This is a genomic window from Pseudooceanicola sp. (assembly GCF_041987405.1).
Classification (GTDB): Bacteria; Pseudomonadota; Alphaproteobacteria; order Rhodobacterales; family Rhodobacteraceae; genus Pseudooceanicola.
On sequence record NZ_JBHIWR010000002.1, the window covers coordinates 654,533 to 671,586 of the forward strand.

General features: G+C 65.5%; 17 protein-coding genes and 1 tRNA gene. 10 read left to right on the forward strand and 8 right to left on the reverse strand.

The features are described 5' to 3' along the window. Complete coding sequence (locus tag ACFC2Y_RS07985) at positions 1-1,341, reverse strand: protoglobin domain-containing protein (protein WP_375186426.1); 1,341 nt, start codon at positions 1,339-1,341, stop codon at positions 1-3. A gap of 175 nt (positions 1,342-1,516) precedes the next feature. Here ACFC2Y_RS07985 and leuB point away from each other — a divergent pair, with 175 nt between their 5' ends. From leuB to ACFC2Y_RS08000, 3 genes are all read left to right on the forward strand, one after another. Continuing rightward, positions 1,517-2,620, forward strand: a complete 1,104-nt coding sequence (gene leuB, locus ACFC2Y_RS07990) for a 3-isopropylmalate dehydrogenase (protein WP_375173787.1) — start codon at positions 1,517-1,519, stop codon at positions 2,618-2,620. 62 nt (positions 2,621-2,682) lie between these two features. Then, positions 2,683-3,093, forward strand: a complete 411-nt coding sequence (locus tag ACFC2Y_RS07995; protein ID WP_375173786.1) for a cupin domain-containing protein — start codon at positions 2,683-2,685, stop codon at positions 3,091-3,093. 145 nt (positions 3,094-3,238) lie between these two features. Beyond that, on the forward strand, positions 3,239-4,192 hold the full coding sequence (locus ACFC2Y_RS08000) for a DMT family transporter (protein ID WP_375173785.1): 954 nt from the start codon (positions 3,239-3,241) through the stop codon (positions 4,190-4,192). A gap of 4 nt (positions 4,193-4,196) precedes the next feature. Here the strand turns inward: ACFC2Y_RS08000 and ACFC2Y_RS08005 are convergent, their stop codons facing one another. Further along, complete coding sequence (locus tag ACFC2Y_RS08005; protein ID WP_375173784.1) at positions 4,197-5,129, reverse strand: ketopantoate reductase family protein; 933 nt, start codon at positions 5,127-5,129, stop codon at positions 4,197-4,199. 313 nt (positions 5,130-5,442) lie between these two features. Between ACFC2Y_RS08005 and ACFC2Y_RS08010 the strand changes: the two genes are divergently transcribed. Then, a tRNA-Pro gene (locus ACFC2Y_RS08010) sits at positions 5,443-5,519 on the forward strand. Between the two features lie 172 nt (positions 5,520-5,691). Here the strand turns inward: ACFC2Y_RS08010 and ACFC2Y_RS08015 are convergent. Beyond that, positions 5,692-5,994: a hypothetical protein gene (locus tag ACFC2Y_RS08015; RefSeq protein ID WP_375173783.1), complete on the reverse strand. Its 303-nt coding sequence runs from the start codon at positions 5,992-5,994 to the stop codon at positions 5,692-5,694. A gap of 35 nt (positions 5,995-6,029) precedes the next feature. After that, positions 6,030-6,353, reverse strand: coding sequence for a YqjD family protein (locus ACFC2Y_RS08020; RefSeq protein WP_375173782.1), 324 nt, complete (start codon positions 6,351-6,353; stop codon positions 6,030-6,032). Positions 6,354-6,514: 161 nt separating this feature from the next. Here ACFC2Y_RS08020 and ACFC2Y_RS08025 point away from each other — a divergent pair, with 161 nt between their 5' ends. Next, the gene (locus ACFC2Y_RS08025) at positions 6,515-6,688 is read left to right on the forward strand and encodes a DUF1328 domain-containing protein (protein ID WP_375173781.1); all 174 of its coding nucleotides are present in this window, start codon (positions 6,515-6,517) and stop codon (positions 6,686-6,688) included. 113 nt (positions 6,689-6,801) lie between these two features. Here ACFC2Y_RS08025 and ACFC2Y_RS08030 read toward each other — a convergent pair whose 3' ends face one another. Continuing rightward, positions 6,802-7,614 (reverse strand): response regulator, encoded by an 813-nt coding sequence (locus ACFC2Y_RS08030; RefSeq protein ID WP_375173780.1) that lies wholly within the window; start codon positions 7,612-7,614, stop codon positions 6,802-6,804. A 97-nt stretch (positions 7,615-7,711) separates the two neighbouring features. Here ACFC2Y_RS08030 and ACFC2Y_RS08035 point away from each other — a divergent pair, with 97 nt between their 5' ends. From ACFC2Y_RS08035 to ACFC2Y_RS08045, 3 genes are read left to right on the forward strand one after another with little or no spacing between them, the layout of a single operon-like run. Continuing rightward, on the forward strand, positions 7,712-7,894 hold the full coding sequence (locus tag ACFC2Y_RS08035) for a NepR family anti-sigma factor (protein ID WP_375173779.1): 183 nt from the start codon (positions 7,712-7,714) through the stop codon (positions 7,892-7,894). Continuing rightward, positions 7,887-8,468: an RNA polymerase sigma factor gene (locus ACFC2Y_RS08040; RefSeq protein ID WP_375173778.1), complete on the forward strand. Its 582-nt coding sequence runs from the start codon at positions 7,887-7,889 to the stop codon at positions 8,466-8,468. The genes ACFC2Y_RS08035 and ACFC2Y_RS08040 overlap by 8 nt, the downstream gene beginning before the upstream one ends. Before the next feature lie 14 nt (positions 8,469-8,482). Beyond that, positions 8,483-10,183: a sensor histidine kinase gene (locus tag ACFC2Y_RS08045; RefSeq protein WP_375173777.1), complete on the forward strand. Its 1,701-nt coding sequence runs from the start codon at positions 8,483-8,485 to the stop codon at positions 10,181-10,183. A 119-nt stretch (positions 10,184-10,302) separates the two neighbouring features. On the opposite strand, the gene ACFC2Y_RS08050 is transcribed toward ACFC2Y_RS08045, so the two are convergent. Beyond that, complete coding sequence (locus tag ACFC2Y_RS08050) at positions 10,303-10,956, reverse strand: PRC-barrel domain-containing protein (protein WP_375173776.1); 654 nt, start codon at positions 10,954-10,956, stop codon at positions 10,303-10,305. Between the two features lie 273 nt (positions 10,957-11,229). Here ACFC2Y_RS08050 and ACFC2Y_RS08055 point away from each other — a divergent pair, with 273 nt between their 5' ends. Then, positions 11,230-13,644, forward strand: a complete 2,415-nt coding sequence (locus tag ACFC2Y_RS08055; protein WP_375173775.1) for a methyl-accepting chemotaxis protein — start codon at positions 11,230-11,232, stop codon at positions 13,642-13,644. 334 nt (positions 13,645-13,978) lie between these two features. Here the strand turns inward: ACFC2Y_RS08055 and ACFC2Y_RS08060 are convergent, their stop codons facing one another. After that, positions 13,979-14,746: a cyclase family protein gene (locus ACFC2Y_RS08060; protein ID WP_375173774.1), complete on the reverse strand. Its 768-nt coding sequence runs from the start codon at positions 14,744-14,746 to the stop codon at positions 13,979-13,981. Between the two features lie 123 nt (positions 14,747-14,869). Between ACFC2Y_RS08060 and ACFC2Y_RS08065 the strand changes: the two genes are divergently transcribed. Next, positions 14,870-16,084: an MFS transporter gene (locus ACFC2Y_RS08065; RefSeq protein WP_375173773.1), complete on the forward strand. Its 1,215-nt coding sequence runs from the start codon at positions 14,870-14,872 to the stop codon at positions 16,082-16,084. 6 nt (positions 16,085-16,090) lie between these two features. On the opposite strand, the gene ACFC2Y_RS08070 is transcribed toward ACFC2Y_RS08065, so the two are convergent. Further along, positions 16,091-17,002 (reverse strand): rhodanese-related sulfurtransferase, encoded by a 912-nt coding sequence (locus tag ACFC2Y_RS08070; RefSeq protein WP_375173772.1) that lies wholly within the window; start codon positions 17,000-17,002, stop codon positions 16,091-16,093. Positions 17,003-17,054: the final 52 nt, after the last annotated feature.

Below are 17,054 nucleotides of genomic sequence, written 5' to 3' on the forward strand. Positions count from 1 at the left end.
TCAGGCCGCGCGGAACCCGTCCAGGAATTTGCCGACCTCGCTGTTCAGGGTGCCGGAGTGTTGCGACAGTTGCTGTGTCGCGTCGACCACGACCATGGTCGAATCGCTGGCGCTGCGGATCACCGTCTCCGCCCCTTCGATGTCCTGCGTCAAATGCTCCGCCGTCTGGGCGGTATCCGTGACATTGCGCGCGATATCCTCGGTCGCGAGGCGCTGTTCCTCGATCGAGACGGAGATGGCGGAGGAGATATCCGACATCTTCTCCAGCGTGCCGGTGATCGAGCGGATCGCCTTCACCGCCTGGGAGGTGTCGTCCTGCATCCGACCGATCCGCCTGCTGATATCCTCCGTCGCTTCGGAGATGCGCAGGGACAATTGCTTCACCTCGCTCGCGACCACGGCGAACCCCTTGCCCGCCATACCGGCGCGGGCGGCTTCGACCGAGGCGTTGAGGGCCAGCAGGTTGGTCTGCGACGCCACGTCGGAGATCAGTTCGACCACGCCGCTGATTTCATCGCCCGAAGATTTCAGCGCCTGCATCAGCGCGTTTGTCTCCGCCGCCTGGGCCGCGCCCTGATGGGACAGGCTGCTGGCCTCCTTCGAGCGTTCGTTGATCGCAGTGATCGAGGCCTGCAATTCCTCCGCCGCGGCGGAGACCGATATCAGGCTGCTGACCGCCGCCCGCACCGCCGAGGCCGCGCTGTCGGCCCGCGTCAGGGCGGTGCCGGTGCTGCCCTTCATGCTGTCGGCCGAGGTGGAGAGATGCGTCACCGCCTCCATCACCGATTGCGAGACACCGCCGATGCTTGCCTCGAAGGTCTTGGCCATCTCCGCCAGCTTGATCTCGAAATCCCTGTGCTGCGCGTCGATCATGGCGGTTACCGTAATCTCGATATCCATGTTCTTGGCGATCGTCATCGCCTGCAGCGCCGATAGCGTCTCCGCCATGCGGTAGCGCCCGACCCGCGACCGCCCGTGGTCGAGGATCAGGCGCTGCAACTCCACCTCAAGCCGACTGTAGAAGGCGACATAGGTGCAGGGTTCCAGCCCGATCCGATGATGCACCTCCCCGATCCGTTCCGCCCCGGCGAGGTATTCGGCATCGAACGTGCCGGCGAACATGCGCGTCCAGTGGGCCTTCTGCGCATTGCGCGCGCGGCGCATGGAGTCCGCGTTCGGAAATCGTTCAACCAGCGCAGGATCGGCCTTGATGAAGGCATAGAAGCCTTCCAGCAGCTCCTCCATCCGGGGGATGATGATCGCCCCGGCGCGGCGCAGATCGGCGCGTATCTCGTCCGTGATCCCATGCAGTTTCAGCCGCTGTTCGTGGGTGACTTTCATCGTCGATTCCATCTCTGGTCCATTGCGCCCCCTGCTTTATCCGATCACCCCTTTCCAGGTTCTAAAGTCACCGTTCGGTCCCCCGTGTTTCACCCTTCCTTGACCCCGCCCGCCGGTCGGTTTACGCCGCGTGCAACGGGCCCAAAGGCCCGCCGCGCACAGGAAGGACCGCCAAATGACCAACCCCTCGCTTCTCATCCTCCCCGGTGACGGGATCGGCCCCGAAGTCATGGCCGAAGTGAACCGCATCATCGACTGGTTCGGCGCCAAGCGCGGCATCACCTTCGACGTCAGCGAGGATCTCGTCGGGGGGTGCGCCTACGACAAGCACGGCACACCCCTGCACGACGACACGATGGCCAAGGCACAAGAGGTCGACGCCGTCCTCCTCGGTGCCGTCGGTGGTCCCAAGTACGACACCCTCGACTTCTCGGTGAAGCCCGAGCGCGGGCTGCTGCGCCTGCGCAAGGAGATGGACCTCTTCTCCAACCTCCGCCCCGCGCAGTGTTTTGACGCGCTGGCGGATTTCTCCTCGCTCAAGAAGGACGTCGTCGCCGGCCTCGACATCATGATCGTGCGCGAACTGACCTCGGGCGTCTATTTCGGCGAACCGCGCGGCATCTTCGAAGAGGGCAACGAACGCGTCGGCATCAACACGCAGCGCTATACCGAGAGCGAGATCGACCGCGTCGCACGCTCCGCCTTCGACCTCGCCATGAAGCGCGACAAGCGCCTGTGTTCGATGGAAAAGGCCAACGTGATGGAGAGCGGGATCCTCTGGCGCGAGGTCGTGACCGAGGTCGGCAAGGACTACCCCGAGGTCGAGCTCTCGCACATGTACGCCGACGCCGGTGCCATGCAGCTGACCCGCTGGCCCAAGCAGTTCGACGTCATCGTGACCGACAACCTCTTCGGCGATCTGCTGTCGGACCTCGCTGCCATGCTCACTGGCTCCCTCGGCATGCTGCCCTCTGCCTCCCTCGGTGCGCCGATGGAAAACGGCCGCCCCAAGGCGCTTTACGAGCCCGTCCACGGCTCCGCCCCCGACATCGCCGGGCAGGGCAAGGCCAACCCCTGCGCCTGCATCCTCAGCTTCGCCATGGCGCTGCGCTACAGCTTTGACATGGGTGACGAGGCGACCCGTGTGGAAAAGGCCGTCAACGATGTGCTGGGGCAGGGCATTCGCACCGCAGACCTGCTGAACGACGAGGGCATCACCCCGGCCACCACGACCGAAATGGGCGATGCTGTGCTCAAGGCGCTCGACGCCTCGCTCTGACCCGCAAGCGATTGCGCGGATCTCCCCGTGGTCTACAGTGACGCGACCACGGGGAGATCCGAATGACAAAGATATCCAAGCCCGCGACCGGCGTCCTTCTGTGTGGACCGGAGGACGGCCGCAGGTACGACATGGGGCTGCTGGCCGCGCGCTTCCTCGCCGACGAGGACGAGACGGACGCGGGATACAGCATCTCGGAATGGATTCTGCAGCCCGGTCAGCCGGGGGTCGGCGCCCACAGCCATGACGCCAACGACGAGATGTTCTTCGTCCTGTCGGGCAATCCCGATATCCTGACCGGAGACGACTGGCACACCCTGTCCCCCGGGGCCTTCGTCCGCATCCCCGCCGGTGTCACCCACGACTTTCGCAACCGGGGCGACAGCGAAGCGCGCCTGCTGAACCTCTTCATCCCCGGCGGGTTCGAACGCGACATGCCCAAGATCGTCGACTGGTTTCGCGACAACGGCTGAGCTGCGGCGCGACATGATCGCCGCATCGGGCCATGGGCGGGACCCGCGAACCGGATTGCGCACCCGCCCGGGGCCATCGACCACTTGCCCCCCGGCCCCAACCCCCTAAACTACCCCAAAGGGAGGGCATATCACGGAGGTTGCGATGCGCGAACCGCTGCCCGGTATCCTGTTCGCCCTTCTGGGGTTCGCCCTGTTCTCCACCCATGACGTGGTGGTGAAATCCCTGGGCGGGGTCTACGCGCCGTTCCAGATCATCTTCTTTTCGGTCCTCTTCTCCTTCCCGATCGCCTCGATCATGCTGATGCGCGATGCGACGCCCGGCACCCTGCGCCCGGTCCACCCGGGGTGGGTCGCTGCCCGCACCTTCGCCGCTGTCATCGGCACGATCTGCGCCTTCTACGCCTTCAGTGTCCTGCCGCTGGCCGAGGTCTATGCCATCCTCTTCGCCTCTCCCCTGCTGATCACCATTCTCGCCATTCCCATCCTGGGCGAGAAGGTGCGCCTCAACCGGGGCCTGGCGGTGATCGTCGGGCTGATCGGCATCGTTGTCGTCCTGCGGCCCGGGCAGGCGGTTCCGACCCTCGGCCATCTCGCCGCGCTCACGGCCGCCATCGGGGGGGCCTTCTCCTCGGTCGTCGTCCGCCGCATCGGGGCGGAGGAACGTTCGGTGGTCCTCCTCCTCTATCCGCTGGTCGCGAATTTCGTCGTCATGGGCGCGGCGATCCCCTTCGTCTACGAGCCCATGCCGGTCTCCGACCTAGGCCGCACCGCCCTGACCGCTTTGTTGGCTTTTATCGGGATGAACTGCATGATCTACGCCTACCGCCACGCCGAGGCCGCCTTGATCGCGCCGATGCAATATTCGCAGATCCTCTGGGCCCTGCTCTTCGGCGCGCTCTTTTTCGATGAGAGCCCCGATACGACCACGCTGGCCGGTGCGGGTATCGTCATCGCCTCGGGCCTCTATATCGTCTTCCGTGAAAGCCGCGCGGGCGTGTCGCAAAACACCCCGGTTCTGCGGTCCCGGTCGCGCATCGGCACGCCGGCGGCCCTGCGCATCGGCCCTATCCTGCGCCTGCGTGGATGGACGCGATGAGGGCTCAGCCCGCCGCGGCCTCCAGCCGGTCCGCCGTCGGCTTCAGTGCCGCATAGAGCACCGAATGGATCGGGGTCGGCACCCCGTGACGCGCCCCAAGGCGCACCACATCGCCACTCAGATACTCATGCTCGATCGGTTTGAACTTCCGGAAATCGTCCAGCATGGACGCATGCATGATTGGCGGCAGGTTCTCCACGAAGGTCCAGGACTTGGCCAGCGTATCCTGCGGCAGATCCGGGACGACGGCGCGTCCGACCGCCTCTGCCTCCCGCATCGCGTCGCGGAAGAGCTGACGCGACTCCGGGCAGTCGCGGATCGGTCCGACATCCATCTGCATCAGCGTGGTGAGCGAGGCCAGAACGCTTTGCGAACAGAATTTGCCCCAAAGCTCATGATGGATATTGGGCGACACGATCGGCGTTACCCCGGCCTGCTCCAACGCATCGCGCAACGCAGTGACGCGGGCCGACACCTGTCCATCCGTCTCGTTGAAGATCAGTTGATCCAGCGGTGCCGAATGGGTGATGAGGCCCGGCTCCGTCACCTCGCCGGGGATGCGGGCGACACCGGGCACCACATGCTCCGCCCCGATCACCGCGCCGAGCCGTTCCCAGGCCGTCACGCCGTTCTGGCAGGTGACGACCATGGTCTGCGGGCCCAGCATCGGCTTGATCTGCGCGCCCGCGCTCTCCACGTCGCGATTCTTGACCATGAAGAGGACGACATCCGCCACCCCCACCTCCGCCGGATCCGCCGTCGCCTGCACCGGCGAGACATGCATATCCCCGTTCGGACTGATGACCCGAAGCCCGTCGCGCTGCATCGCGTCCAGATGCGCCCCGCGTGCCACGAACCAGACGTCGAACCCCGCCAGCGCCAGCCGCGCGCCGAAATACCCGCCAAGCGCCCCTGCGCCCATCACCGCGATTCTCATGTCCCATCCCTCCCTTTGCGCCGGGTTTCCCGGCATCACCTAACCATGGTGCCGCCCCCGCCCGGTCGGGGCAACCCACTGTCACGGTCCGGGCCGCTGGTGTTGGCCGTGTGTGACGACCCCATGATATGCCCCGGGTGATGCGCCGCAGACCCACGCTCCGCAGGGCCCTCCACCGGTCAGAGCACATATTCGTCGGCCCTCGGCCCGGGATCATCCGCGGATCATCGGCGCCGCCGGTCCAAATCCGTCCGTTCCGATCACTTCCCCCTTGTCAAGCAAAGGCAAAGGGGCTAACCCGCAGCCTCACGGTCGGAGTGTAGCTCAGCCTGGTAGAGCACTGTCTTCGGGAGGCAGGGGCCGGAGGTTCGAATCCTCTCACTCCGACCAAGTAAACAAGGCGCCCGCGGGCGCCTTTGGTGTTTTCGGGATAGGGATGCGAGTTGCGCTGGCTGGGCCTCGAGCTCTGGACCACGTGCACGGCGGCGCGCCATCCGCCTCCCGTCGACCCGCTAGCACCACGCGGCGGCGCAAGCAGGCGGTGTCCCGCCAAAGCCTCCACTCAGGCCGCCTCGCGTCCACGGCGCGATGTGGCGCGGCCGGTCTGTTGACCCATGTCGAGGCCGCTCAGGAACGCCGCTGTCAGATCCGGGGCAGGGCGCGTGGCGGGAGGCGGGGCCGAGCGCCGCGGCAGGAGCAGGGCGACCAGCACCAGCGCCACCCCGACAAAGCCCAGGCCGACCACGCACAGCGCGAATTCGATGCTGGTTGTGCGGGCCAGGACCATCCCGCCCGAAACGGACAGCAGCCCGATCCCGGTCCAAAGAGCGAGCAGCGCACTGAGGCCCAGTGCGCTGCTTGTCACGATCTTTCCAGTCAGTCGCCGTAGCATGTCGCGGCTTACCTCCGTGCCGTGACAAGCCCCAGAACAAAGCCCAGCCCGGCTGCCAGACCAACGGCGGCGCTGGGATGCGCGCGCACCTGTTCTTCGGCTTGGGCATAGGCCTCCTCGACACCGTCGCGGGCCGCGGCCACCTGTTCGCGCCCCTTGCGGGCGGCATCGTCCACGGCGTCCTTGGTGACATCGCGCAGGTGGCTCCGCTGGGCCTTGCTGTATTCGCCCAGGCTCTTGGTCAGCGCAGCGATATCCTTCTTCAGTTGTTCAACGTCCGCCTGAAGGTCTTCGGTCTTGACTGCGTCTTTTACTGAATCCGCACGGGCCATGGTTTGCTCCTTTCGAGACACTTTGTGCTGTTCCAACGTCGTGGCCGTGAGGAAGTTCCCTGAAAAGAGGGCGAATTTTCCTGTCCAATTCCGGGAACCGAATGTCGTGCGGCGTGTTGTCTCTCCATCAGAAGGCGGGCATCCGTCAGAAAGGAGTGACCATGTTAGGCTGGGCTTTGACGTTTTTTGTCGTTGCGGTAATCGCCGCGATTTTCGGATTTGGGGGGATCGCCAGCGCATCGGCTGGGATCGCACAGATCCTGTTCTTTATCTTTCTCGCCCTGTTTGTCATCGCACTGGTGGCACGGGCCGTTCGCGGACGCCCGCCGGTATAGGCTGGCAACATCCGACACGAAAACGGCGGGCGGCTGAAACCGCCCGCCTTTTTCATGCGCCGCTGCGAGAAAGTTGGAGAAGGGAGGATGCGACGTGCACCCTCCCTCCGCTTTCACACCTGCAGCGATTCCGTCGAGGCAAAGAAGATCGCCTGGGACACCGCCGATTGCACCTGCGCCTCGGTGAAGGGCTTGGTGATGACAAAGGCCGGTTCGGGCCGATCCCCGGTCAGCAGCCGTTCGGGGAAGGCGGTGATGAAGATGACCGGCACGTCGTCTGCCATCTTCAGGATCTCGTTCACGGCGTCGATGCCCGACGAGCCGTCGGCCAGTTGGATGTCCGACAGGATGAGATCCGGACGCGTCGTCTTGAAATCGGCGACGGCCTCCTTGGCGGTGGCGGCGACATGCGTCACCTCGTGGCCCATGTCGTCGACGATGCTTTGCAGGTCCAGCGCGATGATCGACTCGTCCTCGATGATCTGGACACGGCCCTTGAGCCCGGCCCGCATTTCCCGATGCGCGAGAGAGAGGAGGTCCGCCACTTCATCCTGCGGAATGTCCATGATCTCGGCGATCTGGGGCAGGCTGAATTCCTCGATCGAGGAGAGGAGAAGCACCTCACGGCTGTCCGGCGTCAGCGTCGACATGCGCGACTGGGCCCGTGCCGCCAGCCCCTCTTCTTCACTTGCGACCGGGGCCCCGGAGCTTTTCCAGATGCTGTGGAATGCATGGAACAGGGCAACCCGCGGATTGCTGGCGTGTTCCATCAGGCTGGTGTCTTCCAGAATGGCTTCCAGTGTGGCCGCCGCATACGCATCCCCTGTACTTTGCTGCCCGGTCAACGCCCGTGCATAGCGCCGCAGAAATGGCAGATCCGAGGCGATCGTACCGGCCATCGTTTTTTGCGGTGAAGTCTCCGTCATGAAATGTGACCCTTGTTGTGTTTTTCTCGGAACTAAACGCGTCGCGGGGCGTTTAGTTCCGACATGATAGAAAAAAACCGACTTACTCAGGTGACGAATGGCCCATCGAGACAATGATGACGACGCGTCCCGGCAGATCGATGCGAACCTCCGCAGGGTCTACCAGGAAATGCTGGACGAAGAGGTCCCCGACCGTTTCAAGACGCTGCTGGCGCAACTCGAAGCGAAGACCGCAGGGTCCGAGAACGAGTCGGCTGACAATGGTCACCGCGATGCCTGAAGCTTGCGCCGAATTGTCCGATCCCCGCAAGGAAATCGTGGATCACCTGTCCGCCCTGCGCGCTTTCGCGCTGAGCCTGACAGGCAACCGCGCGCAGGCCGATGATCTGGTGCAGGATACCGTGGTCAAGGCCTGGCAGAACATCGACAAGTTCAAGGCGGGCACGAATTTGCGCGCCTGGCTCTTCACCATCCAGCGCAATCATTTCTATTCCCAGCTGCGCAAGGCCCGGCGCGAGGTGCAGGACAGCGACGGTGAAATGGTCGCCACCCTGTCCGAAAAGCCTGCGCATGACGGGCGCCTGGCCATGAACGACTTTCAGCGCGCCTTTGCCAAGCTGACGGCGGAACAGCGCGAGGCGCTGGTTCTGGTCGGCGCGTCGGGGTTCTCCTACGAAGACGCGGCAAAGATGTGTGGCGTGAAAACGGGCACCATCAAAAGCCGCGTGAACCGCGCGCGCAAGGACCTGGTCGCGCAGATGCAGCTGGATCAGGGTGAGGCCCTGGAACTGACCGACAAATCCACTATGGCGGTGATCAATTCCCGGATCAGTCCGCAGAAGGGCGTTGTCTGAACGTGAAGAAATTGTTGGCGGTTAGCCGCACGCTGGCCTTTCGCATCGCACTGCTTCTTGCCGTGGCCATTCTGCCATTGGGCTTGATCACTGTTGCGCAGACCCTGCACCTGGTGCGGGAGGCCAATGAGCAGGCGCGGGAAAGCGTGCTCGCCCTGACCGCCGACGCCGCCGCCCGGGAAGAGGCGCTGATCCGCACCGCCATCGGTGCGGGTCAGACGCTTGCCGCGATGATCCCCGAACTGGACGACAACGGCCGCGTCTGCGACGCGCTGATGGAAGCCTACATGGACACGCAGACCATCTACTCCTTCGCGGGCTATGTGGATGCCGAGGGGCTGTTGCAGTGCGGATCCGATGATCGGGAGGGCAACATCGGGGAGCGGGACCTTTTCTATCGCACGCGCCAGCAGGTGCGCCCGCAGACCACGATCTTGAGCGACGGCCCCTTTGCCGAGGGCGACACCATTGTCATCTCCGCCCCGGTTCTCGAGGACGGCGAATTTGACGGGTTCGTGGTCCTGGCCATGCCGCACACCCGTTTCTACGGCCGGTTCGACGAATTTTCCGAACGTCGTCCCGTCGACATCATCGTCTTCAATCGAAACGGTCGCCTTCTGTCGGCCGAGGACGGCCTGCGCGGTGCCGAAAGGCGATTGCCGGTCGGGCGGCCCCTGGCCTCCCTCGCCGACGATGACCATCACGCCTTCACGGGCACGGACATGGCGGGAACGACACGAGTCTTCGTGGCCCTTCCGGTGATCCGGGGCAGCGTCTACGCTCTGGGCATCTGGGACGAGGACGCCCTGGCCTTCCGCACCGGGACCCTGGCGCTGCTCTACGCCCTGGCCTTTCCGGTCCTGATGTGTGTGGTTTGCTTTCTGGGCGCCTACTGGGTGGTCCGGCGGCTGGTCATTCGCCCGACCCGCAACCTGCGCGCCCGGATGCTGGTCTTCATGCGGTCGCGCCAGGTGGTGCCCTCCCCGAAGGACGATCTCAGCATTTCGACCGAACTCCTTGATATCGAGGATACCTGGGATCGTCTGACCACCGGAGTTCTCCACGACGAGGCCCGGCTGGAAGACACGCTGCGCGAAAAGGTGATGCTGCTGCGCGAGGTGCATCATCGGGTGAAGAACAACCTGCAACTGATTTCCTCGATCGTGAACATGAAGCTGCGCAAGACCGAGTCCCCCGACGCGCGCGAAGCGCTGTCGGAATTGCGGCATCGGGTGATGAGCCTGTCGACGGTGCACGACCATCTCTACGGCACGACCGATCAGACGGAGGTGCGCGCCGATCGGATCCTGACGGCCATCATTCACAACAGCCTTCGGGCCGGCCTCCCGCCCGAGGCGGACGTCCGGATCGAGGAGGATTACGCCCCCCTGACGCTGGACCCGGACCAGGCCGTACCCCTGTCCTTGGCGGCGTCGGAGACGGTTACTAATACTCTGAAGTATCTGGGGAAACCCGAAGGCGGCCGGGCCTGGGTCAAGGTGTCTCTGCAGCCCGAAGGCGAGGGCGAGGCCTGTCTGAGGATCGCCAACTCCCTCGGCGCCCCGTTGTCTGATCAGGCGTCCCTGACCGGGACGGGTCTGGGCACCCAGCTGATCCGCGCCTTCGCCCAGCAGCTGCGCGGCGGGGTGGAATTCTATGAAGCGGACGACGCGCATCACGTCGTGATGCGGTTCAGGCTGGCCCAAGCGGCATAGGGCCGGGAACCAGCGCCAGCCATGGCCCGCGCGACAGTGGCGCACGGCCAGCGCAAACGAAAAGGGCGGACCGATGGCCCGCCCTTCCGTGAAACGTCCGCCCCAATCACGCGTGGGGTTCACATCTGGTGTTCGGGCATCTCCTCCAGCTGCGCTTCGGTCATCCTGACGTAGACGACAAAGTCACCGTCGGCCGTGACCGAACCGCTCGCCGCGTCGCCATCGGCCTGTGCCGTCTGGTCCATCGCGGTCCCGGCGGCGCCATCGGTCTCGCCCATCAGCGCGGAATCTTCTGCCTCGGCGCTGCTGTCCGCAACCACATCCAGCTTGTCGATCCCGACCGCGACGGGTTTTTCACCGATCCCGAGGAAACCACCGATGTCAATGATGACCTCGGTGATCTCGCCCTGGGCATCCACAACAACATCGGAGATTTCGCCGACCCGCGCCTCTTCACTGTCATAGACGGGCTTGTCCATCAGTTGCTCGAGGGAAAGATCGGCAAAGTCGGACCCGGCCTTGGCTTGGGTCCCGGCTTCCACGCCGCCTTGCGCGGACGCGGTATCAGACACGCCCGACCCGGACGCGCCCGTCTCGCTGTCCGCACCCATGTCGGTTTCCGCACTCACGTCACCGCCGACATTGGCCTCGGCATCCACCCCGAGTGAACTGTCCGTGGAAACGCCGGTGTCCTGCGCCATGGCGCCGACCCCGTAGGTGGCCCCGAGGGTGGCAATGGCGGTCGTCGCGAGAATTCTGTTGATCAGTCGCATATGTCGATCTCCTCTGTGCTGCGCCGCAGTGGCGCCGTTACAGCGAGTCAACGTAGGTCCGACAGCGCGGTTCCTGATGGGCGGCGGACCCCGTCGAAAGCGGCGAAAAACGGCCCAAATCCGCCCTTTGTGTGCATTTGATCATCGACGCGCCCTTCTCGGCCACCTGCATCGGGGGCGCTGCAACGCGGCTTCCGGCGGTTTGATCTGCGGGATCAGTGAAATCTTAAAACATGTCTGTCTTTGTCTGCTTGTCGAACTCAAGGGGCGGCCATGCAGCGACTCAAAGCCTTGTCATTGTCAAAGACCGTCTTTCTGGCGATCAGTCTGCCGACGGCCATCGCCATCCTTCTGGGCGCGCTGGTCATGTCCTCCGGCTGGGGCGCCATGCGCGATGCCGCGCGGATCGAACGGCAGATGGACCTCTCCGTCGCCCTAGGTGCGGTCATCCACGAACAGCAGCGGGAACGCGGCAAAAGCAGCGTCTTCCTCAACTCCGGCGGCACCACCTTCGGCCCGGAACTGGCTGAACAACGGCAGGCAACGGACACCGCCCTCAACAGGTTGCGGGGCGCGTATGCCACGACCGCCGCCACCCTGCCGCCAGAGATCGCCTCGATCGTCAACGCCTTGCTGACGCAGGAGGAGCGTCTGCCGGAGATCCGCAGCCAGGTCGATGCCCAAACCATCCCCCTGGCGGAGGCGTTGGGCTACTACACTGCGAACAACGCCCGCGCGATCGAGGCGATCGGCCTGATCGGCGCCGCGACCCGCGACCCGAAGATCAGCTCCGAACTCTCCGGTTTCTCCGCCTTCCTGATCGCCAAGGAACGCGCGGGGATCGAACGGGCGATCGGCTCCGGCATGTTCGCCGCCAAGGATTTCTCCTTGCCCCGGCAACTGCATCTGCAGCGCCTGATCTCGCAGCAGGATCTGGCGCTTGATGTCTACCGGCAGCACGCCACACCGGCGGGCCTCGACCGGCTGAACAGGTTGGAGCAGGGGCCCATTGCGGCAGGTCTGGCGACCCTGCGCGCGCTGGCCTTCGCCCCCGGGGGCCGCGACACGGCCGAGGTGACGGCGGAGGATTACTTTCAGGCCGCAACGGACCGGATCACGGAACTCAAGGCGATGGAGGATTGGATCGCCCGGGAAATTCAGGCCGATGCCGCCGCCCTGTCGCGACAGAAACTTACCTTCGTTCTTCTCCTACTGGGCCTCACCACCCTGTCCCTCGGGACGGCGATCCTGCTCTCCTACCTGTCCTGCAAATCCGCCCTCGGCTCGGTCATGCAGGTGGTGCGGACCGCCGACACTATGGCCAAGGGGGACCTTGAAAGCGAGGTTCCACGGGTCGCCACGCCCGAGGTGCGGCGCATCGCCCATGCCCTCGAACGCCTGCGCGACAACATCCTGGACGCCCGCGCCAAGGCCGCGGCGGAAAACGCCGCCGGCATTGCCGCCCGAGACGCCGCCGCCCGCGAGAGAGAGGCGCATCACGCCGCCGAACAGGCCCGGTTGGAGAAGGACCGCCTGGACGCCGAGGAAACCCGCCAGGCCGAACAGGCCATCGCGGCGGAAATATCCCGCGTCGTCGCGGCCTGTGCCTCGGGCGATTTCTCGCAGCGGCTGGAGGCGGAGGGGCAGACCGGCATCCTGGGCGAGATTTGCGAAGGTCTGAACCGGATCGGCACGATCACCAACGAGGGGCTGGGCGCCGTGCAGATCGCGCTGGATCACCTGGCCGAGGGCGACCTCACCTACCGGATGAGCGAAGGCTATTCCGGTGTCTTTTCCGAGATCGCGCAGAAGGTCAACGCCACCTCGCAAAGCGTCGGCACCTCCCTCGGCACGATCCTCACCTCCGCCGTCGAAATCGAATCCTCCGCCGGGGAGGTCTCCGATGCGGCGACCGACCTCGCGCAGCGTTCCGAAAACAATGCCGCCTCGCTGGAGGAAAGCGCCGCCGCCCTGCATCAGATGTCCGTCGCCGTGTCCAACTCGACCGAGGCTTCGAACCAGGTCCGCGCCCAGGTCCTGGCCATCGCCGACCGTGCCAAATCCGGCAATATGGTCGTGCAGGAAACCGTCGAGGCCATGCAGAAGATCCACGACTCTTCCTCCAGGATCGAAAACACCCTCAAACTGATCGAGGATATCGCCCATCAGACCAATCTGCTGGCCCTCAACGCCGGGGTCGAGGCCGCCCGCGCGGGCGAGGCCGGGCGCGGCTTCGCCGTGGTCGCGACAGAGGTGCGGGGCCTGGCCCGTCGCTCCGCCGATGCTGCCGCCGAAATCTCCGACATCGTGGCGGCCTCTTCCTCCAATGTCCGGCTGGGGGTGGAAAAGGCACAGCGCTCCGGCGCGGAGCTGGAAGAAATCGTCACCGGCATCGGCAGCGTCGTGACCCGGATCGAGGAGGTGACGACGGCGGCCGGCGAAACCGACCTCGGCATTCAGGAGGTCAGCCGCGCGACGGAGGACCTGGAAAGCAACACCCAGAAAAATGTCGCCATGTTCGAGGAAACAACCGCCGCCATACGGGTCCTGCGCGGCGAACTGGCCAGCCTGGTCGCCGCCGGATCAACCTTCCGCATCCCCGATCGGCTCACCGCACCGCCGCCCCTCCGATCATCGGTTGCCATTCCGGCCCCGCCCGCCGCGGAACCGGCGCGCCAGGCCGGTTGAGCGTGATCCACGGGCAAACCTGTCGGGCCGACGCCCTCTGCGCCCCAACCTGAGAGGCCTCCCTCAGCCAGGTCGGCGGTCCGGCATCGACTAGAACCGGCACATCGTCCCAAACGCCTGAAACGTCACGTGCGACGACCCGCCGCGCAGCGAGACACAAACTCCGCCCAAGTCAATTCAAGCGGTCGAGTTAATGCAGGCGGATTGGCCCGAGACGAGCTGCGGCCTGTCAGTCTCGCCAAGGCCCGCGCGCTCCGACCGACAGCCCCGCACGCCCCCGATCGCCCCGATCCCGCGTCACGCCAGCGCCATCGGACCTGCCACACCACGGCGCTCAGCCGAAGATCGCCACCGGCCGACACCAGCCCGCGCTGGCCGCCTTGATCTTCACCGGAAAGCACTGGACCTGAAACCCGGTGGCCGGAAGCTGCTCCAGATTGGCCAGCTTCTCCATATGGCAATACCCCCGCACCATGCCCGCGCGGTGGCCTTCCCAGATCAGTCCGGCGTCCCCGGTCTCCGCCACCCGCTGTGCCGTATGCACGAAAGGGGCATCCCAGCTCCAGGCATCCGTGCCACAGACCCGCATCCCCCGTTCCGTCATCCAGCAGGTCGCCTCATGCCCGATGCCACAGCCCGTCGCCACATACTCCGGCGTCCCATAGGCCGCCCCGGCCGCAGTGTTCACCAGAACGATATCCCCCGGCTGCAGCTCATGCCCGATCCGGTCGAACTCCGCCGCGACCTCCTCCGCCGTCACCACATGACCGTCCGGCAGGTGCCGGAAATCCAGCTTCACCCCCGGCCCGATGCACCACTCCAGCGGCACCTCGTCGATGGTGATCGCCCGCGCCCCGCCATCCATGGTCGAATGATAGTGATAGGGCGCGTCCAGATGCGTCCCGTTATGCGTGCTGACCTGCGCCCGCTCCACCGCCCAGCCCTCGCCGCCGGGCAGCTGATCGCGCGCAACCCCCGGAAAGAACCCGAGGATCTGATCCGCGGTCTGCTCATGCGACAGATAGGTGATCTCGGGCGCCAGCCCCGGCGGGTCGGCATAGGGCGTGTTCTCCAGCGGGCGGGCAAGGTCGATCAGTTTCATGAAATCCTCCGGTTTGCCGGCAGAGTAGGGACCCCGCCCGAACTGTCCAGCCCCGTCGCACGCACGCCTTTGCGCCGCGCTTTTGATCTTGCCGCCCGCCGGGACCGGACCTAGCGTCGCGCCATGAACGGGGCGGAGATACTGGACAGCGGATATTCCTGGCGACGGCTGATGCTGTCGCTGGCGATTTCCATTGTCGGCAATGTTGGCATGTGGGCGGTGATCGTCGTCCTGCCTTCGATGCAGCGGGAGTTCGGCCTCGACCGCGCCGATTCCACCTTTCCCTACACGCTGACCATGGCGGGTTTTGCCATTGGCAACGGGCTGATCGGTCGCGTGGTGGACCGCTTCGGCATCACTTGGGCGCTGACCGGTGCGGCGCTGATGCAGGGCTTCGGCTTCCTCGCCGCCGCGCTTTTCCCCGGCATCTGGGGCGTCACCCTACTGCACCTGGCGATCGGACTGGGCGCCGCGGCCTGTTTCGCGCCGCTCATCGCCGATGTTTCGCTCTGGTTCCTGCGGCGGCGGGGCATCGCCGTGGCGCTGATCGCCTCGGGCAACTACCTGTCGGGCGCGATCTGGCCGCTGGTCCTGTCCGGCGTCCTGGCCTCGGGTGGCTGGCGGGCGGTCTACACGGTGCTGGGCTGGGTCATCCTGGCCGTGGTGATCCCCGGCGCACTCTTCCTGCGCCGCCGCCTGCCGATGGAGGCCATGGCCCGCTCCGACGAGGTCAGCTCCGCCCGGGCCCGCGCCACCGGGTTCTCGCCCCGCGCCCTGACCATCCTGCTGGGCATCGCGGGGATCGGCTGCTGCGTCGCCATGTCGATGCCGCAGGTCCATATCGTCGCCTTCTGCGTCGATCTCGGCTACGGCCCGGCGGTCGGCGGGCAGATGCTCTCGCTCATGCTGCTGGGCGGCGTGGCCTCGCGCATTCTCTCCGGCCTGGTGGCGGACAAGATCGGCGGCGTGCGCACCCTGCTGATCGGCTCCGTCGCGCAGACCCTCGCGCTGGTGCTCTACCTGCCGTCGGACGGGCTGATGTCGCTCTATGTCGTCTCCACCGTCTTCGGCCTGTCGCAGGGCGGCATCGTGCCCAGCTATGCGGTGATCGTCCGCGAATACCTGCCCGCGAAGGAGGCGGGGGCCAGAGTCGGGCTGGTCATCATGACCACGATCATCGGCATGGCGCTCGGCGGCTGGATGTCGGGCTGGATCTACGACATCTCCGGCAGCTATTTCCTGGCCTTCGTCAACGGCATCGCCTGGAACCTGCTGAACGTCGGGATCATCCTGATGATCCTGTTCCGCACCCGCAGCGCGGGGCGCGTCCCCGCCTGAGGCAGCTCAGAAATCGGCGCGGCCCAGATGCTTTTCCCCGCGCGCCCGGGAGAGGGCGATCTGCTTCTGGCGCTCGCGGAACCGCGCCTTGTCGGCCTCGCTTGTCTGGTTGACGCAGAGATGGCAGGAGACGCCCTGCTCATACTCCGCCCGCGTGCGGTCTTCGGGCAGGATCGGGCGGCGGCAGGCATGGCACAGCTCATGCGGCCCCTCGACCAGCCCGTGCCCGACCGAAACGCGGCCGTCGAAAACAAAGCATTCGCCCTGCCAGCTGCTCTCCTCCGCCGGGACCTCCTCGAGGTACTTGAGGATCCCGCCCTTGAGGTGAAAGACCTCCGGAACGCCCTGACCCAGCAGGTAGTTGGTGGATTTCTCGCACCGGATCCCGCCGGTGCAGAACATCGCGATCCGTTTGTTGTGAAACCGCTCCTTGTTGGCCTCCCACCATGCCGGGAAATCGCGGAAGCTTTCAGTCTGCGGATCGACCGCGCCCTCGAAGGTACCGATGGCGACCTCATAGTCGTTGCGCGTATCGATCACCGCCACGTCCGGTGACCGGATCAGATCGTTCCAGTCGGCGGGCTCGACATAGTGGCCGACCCGGGCTTTCGGGTCGACATTCGGCTGGCCCATGGTGACGATCTCTTTCTTCAGGCGCACCTTCATGCGGCCAAAGGGCTGTTCGCTGGCCGTGCTCTCCTTCCACTCCAGATCGGTGCAGCCGGGCAGGGCGCGGATATGGGCCAGCACCGCGTCGATGCCCCCGCGCGATCCGGCCACCGTGCCGTTGATCCCCTCCTGCGCCAGCAGAAGCGATCCGGTCACCCCCCGCGCGCGGCACAGGTCCAGTAGCGGCCCCTGCAGGGCAGCGGGGTCCTCGAAACGGGTGAAATGATAGAGCGCGGCGACGGTGTACATGGCCCGCGATCTACGCCCGCGCCTGCAACAAGGCAAGCGACAGGCGGTCGCG

Excerpts from the sequence above, each read along its gene's own strand:
- ACFC2Y_RS07985 (WP_375186426.1), bottom strand. The coding sequence starts at position 1,341 with ATGAAAGTCACCCACGAACAGCGGCTGAAACTGCATGGGATCACGGAC.
- leuB (WP_375173787.1), top strand. The coding sequence starts at position 1,517 with ATGACCAACCCCTCGCTTCTCATCCTCCCCGGTGACGGGATCGGCCCC.
- ACFC2Y_RS07995 (WP_375173786.1), top strand. The coding sequence starts at position 2,683 with ATGACAAAGATATCCAAGCCCGCGACCGGCGTCCTTCTGTGTGGACCG.
- ACFC2Y_RS08000 (WP_375173785.1), top strand. The coding sequence starts at position 3,239 with ATGCGCGAACCGCTGCCCGGTATCCTGTTCGCCCTTCTGGGGTTCGCC.
- ACFC2Y_RS08005 (WP_375173784.1), bottom strand. The coding sequence starts at position 5,129 with ATGAGAATCGCGGTGATGGGCGCAGGGGCGCTTGGCGGGTATTTCGGC.
- ACFC2Y_RS08020 (WP_375173782.1), bottom strand. The coding sequence starts at position 6,353 with ATGGCCCGTGCGGATTCAGTAAAAGACGCAGTCAAGACCGAAGACCTT.
- ACFC2Y_RS08025 (WP_375173781.1), top strand. The coding sequence starts at position 6,515 with ATGTTAGGCTGGGCTTTGACGTTTTTTGTCGTTGCGGTAATCGCCGCG.
- ACFC2Y_RS08030 (WP_375173780.1), bottom strand. The coding sequence starts at position 7,614 with ATGACGGAGACTTCACCGCAAAAAACGATGGCCGGTACGATCGCCTCG.
- ACFC2Y_RS08035 (WP_375173779.1), top strand. The coding sequence starts at position 7,712 with ATGGCCCATCGAGACAATGATGACGACGCGTCCCGGCAGATCGATGCG.
- ACFC2Y_RS08040 (WP_375173778.1), top strand. The coding sequence starts at position 7,887 with ATGCCTGAAGCTTGCGCCGAATTGTCCGATCCCCGCAAGGAAATCGTG.
- ACFC2Y_RS08050 (WP_375173776.1), bottom strand. The coding sequence starts at position 10,956 with ATGCGACTGATCAACAGAATTCTCGCGACGACCGCCATTGCCACCCTC.
- ACFC2Y_RS08055 (WP_375173775.1), top strand. The coding sequence starts at position 11,230 with ATGCAGCGACTCAAAGCCTTGTCATTGTCAAAGACCGTCTTTCTGGCG.
- ACFC2Y_RS08060 (WP_375173774.1), bottom strand. The coding sequence starts at position 14,746 with ATGAAACTGATCGACCTTGCCCGCCCGCTGGAGAACACGCCCTATGCC.
- ACFC2Y_RS08065 (WP_375173773.1), top strand. The coding sequence starts at position 14,870 with ATGAACGGGGCGGAGATACTGGACAGCGGATATTCCTGGCGACGGCTG.
- ACFC2Y_RS08070 (WP_375173772.1), bottom strand. The coding sequence starts at position 17,002 with ATGTACACCGTCGCCGCGCTCTATCATTTCACCCGTTTCGAGGACCCC.